The organism is Paraburkholderia aspalathi (assembly GCF_905220735.1).
Lineage (GTDB): Bacteria > Pseudomonadota > Gammaproteobacteria > Burkholderiales > Burkholderiaceae > Paraburkholderia > Paraburkholderia aspalathi.
The window spans coordinates 124881-142342 of sequence record NZ_CAJNBA010000004.1 but is presented as its reverse complement, the minus strand read 5'-3'; the positions used below and the strand labels follow the sequence as shown (position 1 = coordinate 142342).

General features: G+C 61.1%; 13 protein-coding genes. 8 read left to right on the top strand and 5 right to left on the bottom strand.

What is annotated here, in order from left to right; genetic code table 11:
• Positions 1-265 precede the first annotated feature (265 nt).
• The 8 genes from tssB (at position 266) to tssE (ending at position 10041) form a co-directional block, all read left to right on the top strand.
• Positions 266-772 (top strand): type VI secretion system contractile sheath small subunit, encoded by a 507-nt coding sequence (gene tssB / locus KHO30_RS23430; RefSeq protein ID WP_211702493.1) that lies wholly within the window; start codon positions 266-268, stop codon positions 770-772.
• Positions 773-798: 26 nt separating this feature from the next.
• The gene (gene tssC / locus KHO30_RS23425; RefSeq protein ID WP_211702492.1) at positions 799-2346 is read left to right on the top strand and encodes a type VI secretion system contractile sheath large subunit; all 1548 of its coding nucleotides are present in this window, start codon (positions 799-801) and stop codon (positions 2344-2346) included.
• Between the two features lie 120 nt (positions 2347-2466).
• Complete coding sequence (tssK, locus tag KHO30_RS23420) at positions 2467-3813, top strand: type VI secretion system baseplate subunit TssK (RefSeq protein WP_211702491.1); 1347 nt, start codon at positions 2467-2469, stop codon at positions 3811-3813.
• Entirely contained in the window at positions 3810-4481 is a 672-nt protein-coding gene (locus tag KHO30_RS23415) for a DotU family type IV/VI secretion system protein (RefSeq protein ID WP_211702490.1), read from the top strand. Before tssK ends, KHO30_RS23415 begins: the two co-directional genes overlap by 4 nt.
• A gap of 11 nt (positions 4482-4492) precedes the next feature.
• On the top strand, positions 4493-6220 hold the full coding sequence (locus KHO30_RS23410; RefSeq protein ID WP_211702489.1) for an OmpA family protein: 1728 nt from the start codon (positions 4493-4495) through the stop codon (positions 6218-6220).
• A gap of 13 nt (positions 6221-6233) precedes the next feature.
• Positions 6234-6719 carry an Hcp family type VI secretion system effector gene (locus KHO30_RS23405; protein ID WP_200653622.1) on the top strand — a complete coding sequence of 162 codons (486 nt, stop codon included), beginning with the start codon at positions 6234-6236 and terminating at the stop codon, positions 6717-6719.
• A 104-nt stretch (positions 6720-6823) separates the two neighbouring features.
• Entirely contained in the window at positions 6824-9610 is a 2787-nt protein-coding gene (gene tssH, locus KHO30_RS23400) for a type VI secretion system ATPase TssH (protein WP_211702488.1), read from the top strand.
• Positions 9607-10041 (top strand): type VI secretion system baseplate subunit TssE, encoded by a 435-nt coding sequence (tssE, locus tag KHO30_RS23395; RefSeq protein WP_211702487.1) that lies wholly within the window; start codon positions 9607-9609, stop codon positions 10039-10041. The genes tssH and tssE overlap by 4 nt, the downstream gene beginning before the upstream one ends.
• 131 nt (positions 10042-10172) lie before the next feature.
• Here the strand turns inward: tssE and KHO30_RS23390 are convergent, their stop codons facing one another.
• From KHO30_RS23390 to KHO30_RS23370, 5 genes are all read right to left on the bottom strand, one after another.
• Positions 10173-10952, bottom strand: a complete 780-nt coding sequence (locus KHO30_RS23390; RefSeq protein WP_093641468.1) for a cyclase family protein — start codon at positions 10950-10952, stop codon at positions 10173-10175.
• A 70-nt stretch (positions 10953-11022) separates the two neighbouring features.
• Positions 11023-12522, bottom strand: coding sequence for an indolepyruvate oxidoreductase subunit beta family protein (locus KHO30_RS23385; RefSeq protein WP_211702486.1), 1500 nt, complete (start codon positions 12520-12522; stop codon positions 11023-11025).
• 16 nt (positions 12523-12538) lie between these two features.
• Positions 12539-14749, bottom strand: coding sequence for a thiamine pyrophosphate-dependent enzyme (locus tag KHO30_RS23380; protein ID WP_093641474.1), 2211 nt, complete (start codon positions 14747-14749; stop codon positions 12539-12541).
• Between the two features lie 209 nt (positions 14750-14958).
• On the bottom strand, positions 14959-15867 hold the full coding sequence (locus KHO30_RS23375; protein WP_093641477.1) for a LysR family transcriptional regulator: 909 nt from the start codon (positions 15865-15867) through the stop codon (positions 14959-14961).
• A gap of 379 nt (positions 15868-16246) precedes the next feature.
• Positions 16247-17368, bottom strand: coding sequence for a porin (locus KHO30_RS23370; protein WP_244864113.1), 1122 nt, complete (start codon positions 17366-17368; stop codon positions 16247-16249).
• Positions 17369-17462 lie beyond the last annotated feature (94 nt).

Genomic DNA, 17462 nt, shown 5'->3' with positions numbered 1-17462 from the left:
ACCCCGTTCTCAAGCGTGCCAGGAAGAAACGGCGGGGAACATGGTGTTGTCCGCGCGGTTTCTCTCGATCCGATGCGTGCGTTTGGGCACGGAAGGTAAACGGTTTCCCGATCGTTGTGAATGACTAGACCTCACGTTTAAAGTATTTTTTAAGCGAGATCCAATTATCAGACTTATCTCATATCAAAGACATGGACATCCGTGATAGCTTCTCCGACGACCTTGGTTGTACTGACTGTTATCAAAAAACTAGAAGGATCAAAAGATGAGTGAGAGCTTCCAGAACGAAGTACCAACAAGTCGCATCAACATCAAGCTCGATCTGCACACAGGGGGTGCGCAGAAGAAGGTTGAGTTACCGCTCAAGCTGTTGGTGATGGGCGACTACAGCAACGGTCAGGACACACGTGCACTCGCTGAACGCACAAAGGTTGACATCAACAAGAACAACTTCAACTCCGTGCTCGCCGACTACAACCCCAAGGCAAAGATCGCTGTTGAAAATACGCTGGCCGGCGACGGCACGGAACTGCCGGTCGACCTCGACTTCAAGTCGATGGATGATTTCAAGCCGGACATGGTCGCCGGCAAAGTACCCGAACTACGCGCGCTGATGGCCGCCCGCAATCTGCTGCGCGACCTGAAGTCGAATCTGCTCGACAATGCAACGTTCCGCCGCGAACTGGAAAAGATCCTCAAAGACCCGGCACTGTCCGAACGCTTGCGCACCGATCTGCAAAAGATCGGTGAAGCAACGCCGTCCGCCCAGTAACCGCGCAGTTCATCGAGGAAACCATCATGGCAAAGAACGAAATCAATCTTCACGAATCGACAGCGGCGGAGACCGTCGTGCTGGACGCACCAGGCAAGAGCGTCTACGAGGCGCTGTGCGAAAAGATCAACCTGACGCCGGTCAAGGCAACCCGCCCGTTCGATTCTTTCCAGAATGCGGATGCGCTGTCGGAGTCTTCTTTGGACGAACGCGTCGCGCAAGCGATGAACGTGTTCCTGAAGATGATCAAGGACTCGTCGCAGCAGGTTGATCGTCTCGACAAGAGCCTGCTCGATTTTCACATCGCACATCTCGACCAGCAGATCAGCCGTCAGCTCGATGCGATCATGCACAACGAAACGTTCCAGCAGATCGAATCAGCATGGCGCGGACTGAAGTTCCTGGTCGACCGCACCGACTTCCGCAAGAACGTCAGGATCGAAGTACTCGACGTATCGAAAGACGCACTTCGCCAGGACTTCGAAGACACGCCCGAAGTCATCCAGAGTGGCCTGTACCTGCACACGTACATTCAGGAATACGACACGCCAGGCGGCGAGCCGATCGGCTCGATCATCTCCAACTATGAGTTCGATCGCGGCCCGCAAGACATCGCCCTGCTGCGCAACATTTCGAAGGTATCGGCTGCGGCCCACATGCCGTTTATCGGCTCGGTGTCGCCGAAGTTCTTCGGCAAGGAGTCGATGGAAGAAGTCGCCAGCATCCGTGACATCGGCAATTACTTCGATCGTGCTGAATACCTGAAATGGAAGAGTTTCCGCGATTCAGACGACGCCCGCTACATCGGCCTCACACTGCCGCGCTTCCTCGCGCGTCTGCCATACGGTCCTGAAACGGTGCCCGTGCGTGCGTTCAACTACACGGAAGCAGTGAAGGGACCGGACCATACGAGCTATCTGTGGGCGAATGCATCGTTCGCGTTTGCCGCGAACATGGTGAAGAGCTTCATCAAGAACGGTTGGTGCGTACAGATCCGCGGCCCACAAGCCGGTGGTCTGGTCGAAGACCTGCCGATCCACCTGTACGACCTCGGCACCGGCAACCAGGCAAAGATTCCAAGCGAAGTGCTGATTCCAGAAACGCGCGAGTTCGAATTCGCCAACCTCGGTTTTATCCCGCTGTCGTATTACAAGAACCACGACTTCGCGTGCTTCTTCTCCGCGCATTCGGCACAAAAGCCAGCGCTGTACGACACGAAGGAAGCCACCGCGAACAGCCGCGTCAATGCACGCCTGCCGTACATTTTCCTGCTGTCGCGCATCGCCCATTACCTGAAGCTGATTCAGCGCGAAAACATCGGTACAACAAAAGACCGCCGTTTGCTCGAGCTCGAACTGAACACGTGGGTCAAGACGCTCGTCACCGAAATGACCGATCCGGGCGATGACCTGCAGGCGTCGCACCCGCTGCGCGAAGCCAAGGTGATCGTCGAAGACATCGAAGACAACCCCGGCTTCTTCCGCGTCAAGCTCTTTATCGTGCCGCATTTCCAGATCGAAGGGATGGATATCAATCTGTCGCTCGTCTCGCAGATGCCGAAAGCGAAGAACTGAGCATTCGCAGCTACCCGTCAGTAGCGTAGCACCGCCGCGCGGCGACCACGCAGTCGCCGCGCGGCTCGCATTCAATGCGAAGCGGCTTTCGTCCGCCTCTTCGCGCATAAGCCGATCACGATGAAGATAACAAGACCGCTGTGGGCTCAGGGGATTTTCATGACGCCCCAGCACTTTCAGCAGCAGGCGCTGTGGGACCGGTTTGCCGACGAACGCGTCGCACGCATTGCGAGTCCCGAGCCATGGGGCGTAGAGCAGGTTGCGTTCGATACGCAGGCACTGTCGATCAACCGGCTTCAGTTGAGCTCGCTTGCGATACGTCTGCCGGACGGGACCTTTGTCGATACCGAAACCGCTGACCGCTTGCCTGCTGTCCGCGATCTGACGGACGTACCCGCGAATATCGACGCGGTTGTCGCGCTGGTGGGCCTCGCACTCGTCGACCCGCAGGGTGGCAACTGTATCGAAGCTGGCGAGAAGCCGGCTCGTCCGCGCCGCTTCGTGCGGGAATATCTACACGTGGCCGACGTTAACGGCGAAGGTAAGGAAGAAATCAGCGTCGAACGGCACGCGCTGGCGCTGCTGTTCGACTTTGAAACAGTGGGCGACTACGTCACCTGTCCGATTGGCCGGTTCGTACGCAACGCCCAGGGCCGGTTCGAGATCGATCCAACGTTTGTCCCGCCCTGTCTGTTCCTGTCTGCCAGCGAGCGGCTGACCGAACGCATGAACCGGCTCTCGGAAATCCTCGGTGCGAAAAGCGCGAGCCTCGCCGTACGCCGGCGTGAACGCTCCGACCAGATTGCGGACTACGCGGTAGCCGACGTCTCACTGTTCTGGCTGCTGCACAGCGTGAACAGTTCATGGCCGGATCTCGCGCGCCTCTGCCAGGCGTCGCACCAGCACCCCGAGCGGCTGTACGGCGTGCTCGCGCGTCTGGCAGGGTCGCTGCTGACGTTCTCCACTACCGAAACACTGCAGGCCATTCCGCCGTACGACCACCACGCCCCAGAGCCGGTGTTCGCGGAACTGGAATCGTTGATCCGTACATTACTCGACACGGTGATACCGTCACGCGTCGTGCCTATCGCGCTGGAGCGCGTCAGAGGCACTATCTGGGTCGGCAAGATCAACGATGAACGGCTCGTCGACGGCGCCGACTACTACCTGTCAGTCCAGTCGGGCCTGCCGGCTCATGCGCTGCTCGAACAGTTGCCGCGCCTGTGCAAGGCGGGTGCGCCCGACGAGGTCGAGCAGATCGTCAATTCCGCGTTGCCTGGCATCCCGTTGCGCACCATGTCGCGTCTGCCGGCCGCGATTCCCATTCGCGTCGAGAACCAGTACTTCGCGCTCGACAGTGCACACCCCGCTTTCAAGCGGATGGTCGCCGCGCGCGCTTGCCAGTTCTACGTACCGGCTTCGATTCCGGACGTGTCGCTTGAACTCTATGCGGTGTTGCCGACATGACCTTTCCCGCTTCCACCAAGCGCACCGCCGCGCTTCTCCCGATCGCGTTGCGCGACACGGCGTTGACCGTCACGAGTCTGTCCATTCAAGGCGTGCCGAGTACACCGGGCGCTTTCGATGGGTTCCGCCAGAAGTGCAAGGAACAGATCGATCGCCTGGGCGCAGAACTGGCGTCTGCCGGCCACCCAGCCGATGTCATCGAAGACGCCACTTACGCGCAATGTGCGTTGCTCGACGAGGCCGCGCTCAGCAGTCTGACGGATAGCGACCGCGACGCGTGGGAACGTGAACCTCTGCAGGTGAGCGAGTTCCAGAGTCACGATGCAGGCGAAGAACTCATCGCGCGCATCGAACGCCGTCTGGCCCAGCCGCAGCCCGTGCTTCCGCTGCTTGCCATTTTCATAGCGGTGCTCGATCTGGGTTTCAAGGGCAAATTCGCATTGAACGGTAGCGACGCACGCGCAGCACTGATGCGTGCTCTGGATGAGCGTCTCGATCGCCATCGCGACACGTCCGGTCCCGTCATCGTCAACGAAGGAATCACGCGTCGCTGGAGTGGACGTCTGGCACCGTCCGCCTGGGTCGTGATCGCCTGCATCGCGGCAGGCGTCGTGTATTTTTCGGTTGATCAGTGGCTGACCGCCTCAATCGCACAGATCGCACCTTGACGAGGCGAAGCTTGGCTGGCTATCCGTATCGAACGCTGTTTATCTGGAGCGCGACGCTTGCGCTCATCTGGCTCGTGCTCTGCTCGCCCTGGTCATCGGGGTGCAATGTCGTGCTCGCCGTACTGGTGGTTGCCGTCGCGCTCGTTGCCATCGTCATTGCAACGCAACGTATTCGCGCTCGGCGCGAGGCAACCCGGCACGTGCTGAGCGCCATCGACACCGCCCTCAGTTCACTCCCTGCCGACGTTAAGCGCAATACGCCGCTGATACTCACCGTTGGCGACGCCGCAAGGCACCCTCCTGAAGAATCCGGACATACGCATAGCACGCTAGACGACGCATTCGGCACCGACCCGGTTCGTGTCACCGACACAGCCATCTGGGTGCGTTGGGACGATCCCGCACGACTCATGCATCTTGCTGACGCCCTCAAGCGCTGGCGTGACGGACAAGGCCCGGATGCGGTCGCCTATCTGATCGCTGCCGACAGGATCGATAGTCAGGCCACTCTGGCAGCCGGCCTGAAGCGCTGGCGCTCGGCCATCGGCGAGGCGAGCCGCGCAGTCGGCTACGCATTGCCGGTATGTGTCGCTGTGTACGCGGAGGAAACCCATGCGGCAGCCGACGACTGCCCGTGGTTCGGCGTATCCGGTGGGCCGTCGCTGCAGATCGGCACGCTGCCCGCACTCGTCGCCTCACGCATTGCACAGTACACGCGGCTTGCGATTCCAATGGACAGGCAACCCCGCGCACATCGATCCGCGCGGCTCGATGCTCTCACGCGATGGGCCTGCGGCGCGGTGCTGCCCGCGCTGGTCGACACGCAGCGCAACAGTCAACCGTCACATATCGCCGCCTTCGGCGTGACCGTCATCGAAGGGCGGCAAACGTCGGATTCGCTCTACGGTCAGTTCGTTTCGTCTATCACCGGCCTGACACTTCCAACCGTCGACGGAGCGCGACAAGTTTGTCCGCTGCCGGAGCCGCTGATCCGCGGCATCCCGCCTCAACCCGTAAGGCAGGCCTTGCCACGCGCATTCGCCCATGCCTTTCTGTGTCTCGCGGCATGCTTCTGCGCTGCCGCGGCCGCCTCGGCCTGGCAGAATCGCGCGCTGGTCGAACGTGTTACGACCAACATGGCCCGCTACAAAGCGATCGCGCCGGCCCAGGACGCGGCACGTATCGACGCACTGAAGTCGGTCAAACACGATCGCGCCGAACTCGAAAGCTACGCCAGTTCCGGTGTGCCGCCGCGGCTGGGCCTCGGCCTCTATCGCGGCGCTCCGCTGCTGCCGCTTGTCAACACGCTGATCGCCAGCTATCAGCCACCGGCTCCGCCGCCGTCGACCATCGAACTCGACAGCCTGTCGCTGTTCCGCACTGGCAGCGCCGTGCTGAACCCCGGCTCGAACCGCGTGCTGGTAGGCGCGCTGGAAATGATCAAGGCGCATGCGGACAAGCGCGTTCTGGTAGCCGGCCACACCGATTCGGTCGGCATTCCCGACAGGAACCTGAAACTCTCCGAGGCACGCGCAGCTTCAGTACGCGACTGGCTCGCAGACGCATCCGGCATCCCATTGACGCACTTCGCAATCCAGGGCTACGGCGATACCCGTCCGAAGGCCGCCAATGACACTGAGGCGGGGCGCGCGGCGAACCGTCGTGTCGAAATTACGCTCGTCCTCGATTGTCGTGACGATCGTGCAACCCAGGGCCATCCGGCCTGTTCATTCGAGTAAAAGGAGAAAAACAATGGCAATTCCGGCATACATGTGGATCAAGGACGATGGCGGCGCCGACATCAAGGGTTCGGTGACGGTCCAGGGTCGCGAAGGCAGCGTCGAGGTCGTCGCGCTCGATCATGGCGTGAACATCCCGACCGATGCGAACACCGGCAAGCTGACCGGCACGCGCGTGCACAAGCCGATCACCTTCACGAAGGAAACCGACGCCTCGACGCCGTACCTCTACAAAGCGGTGACGAGCGGCCAGACGCTCAAGTCGGTCGAGATCAAGTGGTACAAGATCGACGACGCAGGCAAAGAGAAAGAGTACTTCAATACGAAGCTCGACAACGTGAAGGTTGTCGCCGTCAAGCCGAAGATGCTGGACATCAAGAATCCGGCCTACGAGAAGCACAATCACCTGGAAGAGATCGAACTGCGCTACGAGAAAATCACGTGGTCGTACAAGGACGGCAACATCATTCACGCCGATAGCTGGAACGAACGCTCGTAAATGTAGCTGGTCCGGCACCCCTGGTCGTTCTCTCCGGGGTGCCGTTTTCTTGCGCGAGCCGCCGTCAATCCGGTTCGCGAGTTTCTTCCTTCCGATCTCCTGCCATGACCGCCCGTGACCTCTCCCCGTTCCTGCGCCGCCTCAACGACCATTGCGCCCGCGCCCTCGCCGAAGCCGCGAACCTGTGCGAAGCGCGCGCCCACCGGGATATCGAAGTCGAGCACTGGCTGATCAAGCTACTTGAACTGGGCGAAGGCGATCTGGTCGCGATCGTGCGCCGCTACGACCTCGACGTCGATAGCATCTGGAACGGTCTGCTGAGCGCCATCGATCGCTTGCCACACGAGCTGCGCGGCAAACCGGGGCTGTCTTACCGACTCGGTCAACTGCTCGAAGCGGCGTGGATGAGCGCGTCGCTCGAAGCGGGCGCCACGTCGATCCGCTCGGCGCATCTGTTGGCGGCGCTTGCCGATGCGCCGCATCTCCTGCGTGCGCCGGATGCGTGGCCGCTGCTCTCCGTGTCCGCCGCGCAGATCGAACGCCTGAGGCCGGAACTGGACAGGGTTTCGGTCGAAGCGCCAACTGCCGTTGTGCACACGGATGGAAACGTTCCGTCCACGTCGGACACCAGCAACAATGAACACTCACCTTCCGGCATGCGCGCCGCCGTCGGAGCAACCGCTACGCCGACGCACTCGTCTCCCACGATAGATTCACCGCGCGCAAGCCTCCCTGAGCGCCCCGGAACCGATGCATTGCAACGCTTCACCATCGACATCACACAAAAAGCGCGCGACGGCAGGATCGACCCGGTGTTCGGCCGCGAAGTAGAAATTCGGCAGATGGTCGACATTCTGGCCAGGCGGCGCAAAAACAATCCGATCCTTGTGGGCGAGCCTGGTGTCGGCAAAACCGCGTTGGTCGAAGGACTCGCGCTAAAGATTGCCGAAGGCGACGTGCCGGCGGTGATCCGCGACGTCAGCGTATTGACGCTCGATCTCGGCCTGCTGCAGGCCGGTGCAGGCGTCAAAGGCGAATTCGAGCAACGCCTGAAGAATGTGATCGAAGCCGTCCAGCAGTCGCCCACGCCGATCCTGTTGTTCATCGACGAAGCGCACACGCTGATCGGCGCAGGCAATAGCGCCGGCGGCGCCGACGCCGCGAACCTGCTCAAGCCCGCGCTCGCGCGCGGCGAACTGCGCACGATCGCGGCAACCACGTGGTCCGAATACAAACAGTACTTCGAACGCGACGCCGCACTCGAGCGGCGTTTCCAGATGGTCAAGGTCGACGAACCCGACGACGACAACGCCTGCTTGATGCTGCGCGGCCTGAAGGAGCGCTACGCACTGCACCACGGCGTGCATATCACCGACGCGGCAGTGGCCGCGGCCGTGCGGCTATCGCGCCGCTATCTGACCGGCCGCCAGTTGCCGGATAAGGCAGTCGACCTGCTCGACACCGCAGCGGCACGCGTGAGCATGAGCACTGAAGCTACCCCGGTGGTAATTTCGGCGCGCCTCGCGGAGCGCGCCGCGCTCGAAGTGGAACGTGCGGCGTTAATCGAGGACCAGGGCGCGACCTCCGCAGAAGTCGGCGAACGATTGAACGCCATCGAAACCCGCCTCGCCTCACTCGCTAGTGAACTCGGCGCACTGGAAGCGGCGTTCGCCGAACAGAAAGACGCCGCTACCGTGCTGCAGACGCTGCGGCGACAATGGCACGCGGCAACGGACGAATCCATCCGCAGCGACCTACAGCAATCGATCCGCGCAGCACACGAAACGCTGGCGAAACACGGTGCCGACGCGCTGATTCACGCGGAAGTAGACGACGCCGCGATCGCACGCGTCATCGCCGACTGGACGGGCGTACCGGTAGGCAGTCTGCTCGAAGACGAACTCGCCACCCTGCTCGATATGGAAACACGGCTCTCGCGGGTCGTGGTCGGCCAGGACGACGCCCTCGCCGCACTTGGCAAGAGCTTGCGTGCCGCCAAGGCCGGTCTCAAATCCGACGAAGCGCCGCTTGGCGTGTTCCTGCTGGTCGGGCCGTCCGGCGTCGGCAAAACCGAAACGGCTCGTGCATTGGCCGACCTGATGTTCGGCGGCGAGCGAGCGCTGATCACGATCAACCTGTCCGAGTACCAGGAAGCCCATACCGTCTCACAGCTCAAAGGCTCTCCGCCGGGATACGTCGGGTATGGCCAGGGTGGCGTACTCACGGAAGCCGTCCGACAACGCCCATATAGCGTGATCCTGCTCGATGAAGTCGAGAAAGCCCATCGCGACGTGTTGAACCTCTTTTATCAGGTGTTCGACCGCGGCTTCATGCGCGACGGTGAAGGCCGCATCATCGACTTCCGCAATACGGTGATCCTGATGACGTCGAATCTCGGCAGCGAGCAGATCATGGCGGCCAGAGACGCTGTCGCCGAAGCCGGCGGCGAACTGAGCACCGGCATGTTGATGGAAGCAATCCGCCCGCTGCTGATCGAGCACTTCCAGCCGGCACTGCTCGCGCGCTTCCAGACGGTCGTGTACCGGCCGCTGTCGGACGCGGCGTTAGCGTCAATCGTGCGGATGAAACTCGACAAGGTAGCACGGCGCATCGAGCGCCGCTTCGGCGTGCCACTCGTCTGCAACGATGCACTGGTGAGCGAACTCGCGCACGCGTGCCAGTTGCCTGACTCCGGCGCACGCAACATCGACAGCCTGCTCGATCAGCAGATCCTGCCTGTGCTCTCGCGGGAATTGCTGGTGCGGATCGCAAGACATCGTCTGCCGCGCGCGACATCTGGTGGGAAGCTTCCGCGGGCGATCCGGCTGTCGCTCTCGGATGACGACGGCATCACCGTGGAGTTCGATGACGCAGCGGAGGCGCTGACATGACGCGTGGGGGACCAGGGCTCTTCGAGTTGGTGACCGGGCACTTCGCAAACGGCACGGTCGTCGACGACTTCGATGCGCAAACACAGACCTTCTTCTCCGTACAGGACAACATCCAACGCATCCTGAACAGCCGCCGCAATGGACTCGCACATTTACCTGACTACGGACTCGACGATCTGTCGGAGATCTATCGGCATCTGCCATCGTCCGCGCACAAGCTCAAACATGCAATCGAAGTGACGCTGTTGAAATACGAGCCGCGCCTTGAATCGATCGCTATCGATATCGAGGATACCGAGCCGGGCACGCTGCTGAGCTTCACGTTGAGTTGCCAGTTGCATCAGAGCGGACTGGTGCGCTTTGGCACGCACTTCACGCCGGACGGCCAGACACGACTCAAGATGCTGCAGGCGGAACGCGATCGCGATTGACGCTGCGGGCCCGCAACCGGTGGTACAGCGGAGCGCTCCGTTACAAAGGCCGACGGTTACTTCACTGAACGAGGCGTGACGCGGGAAGGCAGCAACCGCGTCGCCGTTCGGAACGGATTTACCTCATCAACCTAACTCGCCACCAAAGCAAGTACTCGAAGCGGACTGCCTGAGCCATCCTTAATCTTAAGCGGAGCCGAAACGATGATCGCGCCGACCGGCGGCAGAAGATCGAGGTTGGTCAAGCATTGAAGACCGTAGCGATTTGCGCCGTGCATTAACGTATGGCACGGGTAAGGGATTGGCCAGGCATAAGCCTGCCCCGCGTCGGTGTTGATTGTCTCCACGCCAAAACCATGAACGTCGCGTTCGTGAATCATCCACTCCACCGCTTCCTGCGTTGGACCCGGCGTGTGCGCCCCATCGTCTCTCAGACTTAGAAATTCAGCCGGATCGGTACGCTTTGACCAGTCGGTACGGAATAGAACCCACGCGCCCGCAGGTATCCGGCCGTGTTGCTCTTCCCACCTCCTGAGATAGTCGGAAGTCAGCAGCCAGTCCGAATTCCCAGCGACCTCCGCGCTCGCATCGACTACGACCGCCGGCGCCACGAAGTTGTGTGCATCGATCGTATCGACCGAGTTATGCGGATGATCCTTTCCAGTTACCCAGTGCACAGGCGCATCGAAATGCGTTCCCGTATGCTCGCCACAGGAGAAATTGTTCCAGTACCAGCCCGGCCCCTTCTCGTCATAGTGGCTGATCGTTTCCATCTTGAACGCCCACACCTGCCCGAACTGCGGAGGGAGTTGAAGCGCGGGAAACTCCGGTGACAGTATCTGCGTGAGGTCGACCACTCGCACATCTCCACGAGCAAGGCCGGAAGCTAGTTCACTAAGAGCGGAATGCATCGGTTAATCTCCTTGGCTGAGAAGCTATTACACGCATACGGAGCAAGCACTTCGCTCGTTCCAGTCGCACTTATGCAAGAGCGTACCGGCGCAGCGTTTCACGCAGCCGGTTGCCGTGTTCATCGGCGAGAGCGGCGTCGCGCAATTCGCGCAGCGTGGCAGGCGCAATTCTCGCGCCCGCCTTGACGACCGCCGCCATCACCGTCTGGTAGTTCTTCAGGCCGCGCGCGTGCGTGTCGCTGTAGCCCTTCACGAGACGCTGGCACTGCGCGACCTCGATGGCGAGCGCCGGATTCAGCTTCGCTGTCTCGATGATTCGCTCCAGCCAATCTTCAATGCGCGCGTTCTCCAGCTGGTAGCGTAGCGTGCTGCGGCGCATGCCGCGCAGACGCGAAACCGCATACAGCGTCAGATAGCCGCGCAACGAACTCGTTGTCACGACGCGTCCCGACCGTGCAAACCGTCGCACCAAACGATGTACCCAATGCGGCCGGGTGAGCCAACGGCCAAGCGCAGCCGGCAGCGTTTCGCAGATTTCCTCGATACGCGGGTGCATGAACTCGTTGATCGCGAGCAGCTGATTCTCCCCGGCGCGCACTTCGCCGCGCACCCGTTCGAAGCGCGAGCCGCGCGTCTTGAGGTCAGCGACACGGATGGTGTCTTCGTACGACATCCACAGCGCGAGATAACGCGCGGTTTCGCGCAGCAGCGTCGCGTCGTCGACGGGCAGCGCACGGCGCAGTTCGGAGAGACGATCCAGATAGAACGCTGCGTAAGTGGAGTCCTGGTAGTCGATCAGGCGACGCACCCCTTCGATCGCGAAGGTCTGCGCCTCGGGCGGCAATTCGGCCAGCACGCGTGCGAGCAGTTTCACGGCCACCGGATGGTTGGGCACAGCCGGCGGTACAACCTCGGCCTTCGCGCCTTCTGTTGCTTCATCAGCCCCACCGCGAAGATAGGCCAGGTCGAACGCGCGCAAACTCGGCTTCACACCGACACCGCCACGCTCGATCGTTTCCTCGAACTGCTTGCGGCTAAAGGGCAGCACGCCCGTTCCGGCCAGCGCGCCGAACAGCACCGCGCTGATCACACTGCCAGTCGTCTCGGCGGCCTCTGCCATGTCGAAGCGGACGAAGCGCTTTGCCGCCTGCTTCGCGTGGGCGATCAACGTATCGCTGTCCACGCGGCCATCGCCCATTGCAGCCTTTTCAGCGATCGAATAGACGCGGTGCGTGGACGTCACCAGCGTCGTGCGGTCCGCCGTTACGAGACCACGCTGCACCGCGCGCCCAGCCTCCATAAGCTCAGACGCGAGCACGACGTCGACGTCTCCGGGCAACGGCATCAGCGCAAGTACCGGCGCGCGGCTGTTCGAGTCGTTCAACTCGCGCGGGAACAGTTCGACATAATAGATCGTTGCACCGGTCCGTTGCGCGACGCCCGGCACCGACGTGGTCTGCGCGTAGTAACCGTTGTGCTCGCCGAGATCGACAATCCAGTCGGCCAGCACCCCACCGCCTTCGCCACCCATGGCGAGAACGGCAACCTTGATGGGCTGAGCGTTGCTCATCTATTTCCTTCCTGAATCAGAACGCGAGACGTGCGCGACGCTGAGCATCACGACGTTGCAGCCAGCCGATCACCACATTGCGTACTCGTTGACGCAGCTTGTCGACACGCGTCGGATTGCTGACGATCTGCGCGCGATAGAACGAGGGGCACAAGACAGCTGCATGCGATACCTCACCGCATAGCCCGCAACCGACGCAACTGTCAAGCACGCTCGCAACCGGATCGGTACGAAGCGGATCGGGATTCGGCTTGATCGACAGCGACGGACAGCCGGATAAGCGGATGCACGAGTGGTCGCCAGTACAGGTGTCAGAGTCGACACCGAAGCGCTCGCGCACTACGCGCTCGCCCGCGGCAATCGCCTTGCGGGTCTTCGGTTTTTCACGGCGCTGCTTGTTCAGCATGCATTCGCTCTGCGCGATCAGTACCTTGGGTCCTTTCGAGCTGGTGGTAAGCGCTTCCTTCAGCGTCGCCATCATCGTCTTCAGGTCATAAGTACGACGCACCGTCTTCACCCACTTCACGCCGACCCCGCGTACCGCCTGCTCTATCTCGTGACCGGTGCTGCGTGTCGGATTGAGTGCTGTCGACGACAGAATGTCCTGGCCGCCCGTGGCCGACGTGTAGCTGTTGTCGACCACAATCGTCAGGTTGTCACTCCTGTTGAACACCGCGTTCGCAATACCGCTCGTGAGCCCGTTATGCCAGAAACCACCGTCCCCCATCACAGAGATCGCGCGCTTGTCAGCGCTCGCGTTGAGCGCGGAAGCACTTGCGCTGCCGAGGCCATAGCCCATGGTCGTCGCGCCCAGGTTGAACGGCGGCAGAATCGAAAACAGGTGGCAACCGATGTCGGCGCTCACATGATGCGCGCCGAGTTCACGTTCGACGAGCTTCATCGCCGTAAAGATCGGGCGCTCCGGACAGCCGGTGCAGAACCCGGGTGGACGCGCATGCACATTAGCGTCGAGCGCCGCGACGGGATCGAGCAGAGTGAGCTCAGCTTCCACCGCTTCAGCGGGCTCCGCCATCGCGAGAGGCGTGGAAGAGACGGCCAATACCGGAATGACTTTTCGGGGAACAGGTTGCGGTTCGAGCACGCCATAGCGCTCGAAGAATGCACGCAAGCCCTTGAGCACGGTAGCAGTGTTGTACTCACCAGCAAGCGGCAGCATGTCCTTGCCGTGCAACGCCACGGTCGAACCGCACTGCCGCAGAATCGAACTGGCATTCTGCTCGACGAAATTCGGCTGGCCTTCTTCGATCACCAGCACGGCACGCTTGCCTTCGCAAAAGCGCTCCCATTCGGAATCGATGAGCGGATACGCAACGTTCATCACGTACAGCGGGATTTCCGAATCGCCGTACACGTCAGCGAGGCCGAGGCGTTCTAACGCGCGCATAACCGTGTTGTAGCTGCCACCCTGCATTGCGATGCCAATCTCGCCAGCGTCCGCCGAGAAGAACTCGTTGAGTTGCCGCTCTTCGATGAACTTGACCGCGGCCGGCCAGCGCTCATGAATTTTCTCGCGTTCATGCATAAAACTCGCGGGAGGCAGCACGATACGGTTAACATCGCGGCTCGGGTTTTCGAGTGCGTCCTTGATCGAGAACGCCGCGCGGCGATTGTCCGAGGCAATGAACTGGCCATGCACATGGCAAGCACGGATGCGCAGTTGCAGCATGACCGGCGTATGACTCGCCTCCGACAAATCAAAACCGTCTTTCACCGCCTGCACGATGCAAGGCAAGTTCGGCCGCGGGTCCAGCAGCCAGATCTGCGACTTCATCGCGAACGCGTGACTGCGCTCCTGCATGATCGATGAACCTTCGCCGTAGTCTTCGCCAACGATGATGAGCGCGCCGCCCGTCACGCCACCCGACGCCAGGTTCGCAAGCGCGTCAGAGGCGACGTTGGTGCCAACCGTCGCCTTGAACGTCACGGCCCCGCGCAACGGATAGTTGACCGACGCGGCCAGCGATGCGGCAGCCGTGGCCTCGCTCGCACTATTCTCGAAGCGGATGCCGTGATCGCTGAGGATGTCCTGCGCGTCAGCCAGCACGTCCATCAGGTGTGAAATGGGCGCCCCCTGATAGCCGCCCACGTACGCGACTCCGGATTCCAGCAGCGCCTTGGTCACGGCCAGGATGCCCTCGCCGCTGAATAGTTCGCCTGCACCCAGACGCAGCTTCTTCACCTCTTCGACAAACGACCGCTCAGCCATGGCGTCTCTCTACCTTCCAGATTTATGCAATGCAGATGCCCGCAAGGACTTTCAGCCCAATCCTTCATGTGTGGACTCATCCAGACTCGTGGATTAGTCCACTCCGCAGTGCGTCTTTCAATGCAGCCCAGTATAGGTGGCGAAGGAGAGTCAGCCTAATCAATCAAATTCGAACCGTGCATAAAATCGTTTATGACGGCCGTGTACTATCAATCTTCGTGAAGGCTATCGATAATCACCGAGCGGAGCCAGCGATTGCCTTCCTCCGACTCGAATGCATCGTGCCAATGCACGGTAACTTCCACTTCCGGGATCTGGACTGGGAGTGGATAGATAACAAACTCGCCTCGCTCGTTGAACAGGCGCGCCACCCGCAGCGGCAACGTGACCATCCAATCCGTGCGCCGGATGATCTGCGGGACAACCGTGAAGTGAGGCACACGTAACGCGATTCTCCGGTGCAAACCTTCCGCCTGCAGCAGGTGTTCTATGTTCCGATGGCTGCTCTCGCTCGATCCAACGGAAATGTGCGACAGGGAAAGAAATTTCTCACGGGAGATCTGTCTGGCAGGCAAGCCTGTGCGCTTACGCGTCATGCAAACATAAGGCTCATGAAACAGCAGCGCGTATTGTGTCGTCAGCTTGAGGGCCGGCATATTGCCGACTGCAAAATCCAGTTGCCCGAGCCTGAGCCTTTCTTCAGCGTCAGCGATGGGAATCTGCTGCACCGAGAGCCTGACGAACGGCGCGGTTTGCTGAAGCTTGGTGCACAGGATCGGCAGAAAAACCTGCTCGCCAACGTCGGACATCGAGAGATGAAATTCCCGGCTGCTGGCAGCCGGGTCAAAGCGGTCGCCGTGACGGAATACTTCACGTAGCGAAGAGATCGCCCGATTGACAGGTGCAGACAGCTCCGTCGCGGTTGGGGTGGGCAGCATCTCCCCGGTGGTGCGCACAAAGAGCGGATCGTCGAAGAGCGAGCGAAGCCTCCCGAGCGAGTAACTGACCGCGGGCTGTGACAGACCCAGCCGCTGCCCGGCACGCGTCAGGCTGCGCTCCTCCAGAATTGCCTGAAAGACACGCAGGAGGTTCAGGTCAACGTCGTTGAAGTCCACCACAATGGATTCCTTGCTCTTAAAGATCACCAGCGTGACGATTACACGCCCGTACTTCTTGCAAACGCATGGGGCGGTCGCCGATCAGGAACTGTCTGAAATGAAAATAGCGGCCTGGCGCGCGCAGGGGCCACGCCGTCCACGCCAATGCGGAACGGCGGCGCCGGTCATTATTGTAGACGCGTCAAGTGATGGTGGGGTCGTATGATCGGGCGACGAGAGCGCTGTTTGCAAACAGACGCCTGACGAGTTGTGGCTCTGGTCGCGCTGTCTTTTTCATTGTGAGCTGACCTGGAAGCGCAGGCCAGCTTCGTGCTCATTCAACCGAAGATATGCGTTCGGTCGCGGTTATCGCTGGAGCGGATACAGTCCCGCCCGAAACTCAGAATTTCTTTCGAATCCCGAGCCGCAATGCCACCTGGTTGGCCGAGCTCGACGCCGCCAGCACGGGAGCGAGGTCGGCAACCGCGCCGCCCCCCGCTCGCATGTAAGTCGCACTCGCGTAGACATCGGTCGACTTCGACAGGAAATAGTCCGCGCTGGCGTCTGCCTCGTGATAGTGCGGGGCTTGCCCGGTTGCGGACACGTTGCCTTCTGTATAGCTATACGCGACGCCGAGCTGCAACGCGGGGGTGATCATATAGCTGCCCACGATTTCAGCGATGTTGAAGGTCACGTGCCCACCGATCTTCGCACCCAGACTGGGGTCGAGATTGCCGAACTGTGTGTGGGTCCAGTCCGCCGTGATGCGCGCGGGTCCCATCGCATAGGACGCTGCGACACCGAACACCTTGTAGCTGCCCGCCGCGAGACCGTAGTTGCCGTCCACTGTGTTTCCGGCTGTCCAGACGCCGTCCGGCACTGCCGTAGCCGGATGATCGATCGACGTATACGCGCCGACGAGCTGGAGATTGCCGGTCGCGTATTGCAGTGCAAACGACTTCGCGCTGTTGCTGGCGAAGTTGCCCGGCGCGCCGCCGAAACTGTAGATGCCGACACCTGTGAGACCCGCGAAGGTCGGCGACACGTACTTAACCGCGTTTTGCAGACGAAAGTCGATGCCGTTGTTGTCGAGATCCCCCGGATGCGGGAATAGTATCCCGCCGGGCAAGGTTCCGTTAGCCGACAGCGCGCCGATATAGTCGCCAATCGCCTCACCCAGGCGACCGAGCGTCAGCGTACCGTAACGGTCGTTCGACAGCCCCACGTAAGCGAGGCGGCCAAACTCGCGCCCGCCCTGGCTAAGCGCGCCGTTGTTGACGTTAAAGCCGTTCTCCAGCCGGAACAGCGCGGAAGTGCCGCCGCCGAGGTCCTCGACGCCTTTCATCCCCCACCGATTGCCTTGCGAGATACTGCCTTGCATTTGCCACGCGCTGTGCCCGCCCTGGTTGCTGGACCAGGTGAGACCATCGTCAATGATGCCGTAGATGGTGACGCTGCTCTGCGCATGCGCCACCTGACAAATTGATAGGATACCGAATGAACAGGCAAGCAGCTTTTTCATGAATTCTCCAATTCCCGGTGAGCGTTTTTTAGGGTGGTGTAACTGAACGGCTAGTAACGCCGCGCCGCCTCGCGAAAGCGGCCGCGCGGCGGCA

Excerpts from the sequence above, each read along its gene's own strand:
- tssB (WP_211702493.1), top strand. The coding sequence starts at position 266 with ATGAGTGAGAGCTTCCAGAACGAAGTACCAACAAGTCGCATCAACATC.
- tssC (WP_211702492.1), top strand. The coding sequence starts at position 799 with ATGGCAAAGAACGAAATCAATCTTCACGAATCGACAGCGGCGGAGACC.
- tssK (WP_211702491.1), top strand. The coding sequence starts at position 2,467 with ATGAAGATAACAAGACCGCTGTGGGCTCAGGGGATTTTCATGACGCCC.
- KHO30_RS23415 (WP_211702490.1), top strand. The coding sequence starts at position 3,810 with ATGACCTTTCCCGCTTCCACCAAGCGCACCGCCGCGCTTCTCCCGATC.
- KHO30_RS23405 (WP_200653622.1), top strand. The coding sequence starts at position 6,234 with ATGGCAATTCCGGCATACATGTGGATCAAGGACGATGGCGGCGCCGAC.
- tssH (WP_211702488.1), top strand. The coding sequence starts at position 6,824 with ATGACCGCCCGTGACCTCTCCCCGTTCCTGCGCCGCCTCAACGACCAT.
- tssE (WP_211702487.1), top strand. The coding sequence starts at position 9,607 with ATGACGCGTGGGGGACCAGGGCTCTTCGAGTTGGTGACCGGGCACTTC.
- KHO30_RS23390 (WP_093641468.1), bottom strand. The coding sequence starts at position 10,952 with ATGCATTCCGCTCTTAGTGAACTAGCTTCCGGCCTTGCTCGTGGAGAT.
- KHO30_RS23385 (WP_211702486.1), bottom strand. The coding sequence starts at position 12,522 with ATGAGCAACGCTCAGCCCATCAAGGTTGCCGTTCTCGCCATGGGTGGC.
- KHO30_RS23380 (WP_093641474.1), bottom strand. The coding sequence starts at position 14,749 with ATGGCTGAGCGGTCGTTTGTCGAAGAGGTGAAGAAGCTGCGTCTGGGT.
- KHO30_RS23370 (WP_244864113.1), bottom strand. The coding sequence starts at position 17,368 with ATGAAAAAGCTGCTTGCCTGTTCATTCGGTATCCTATCAATTTGTCAG.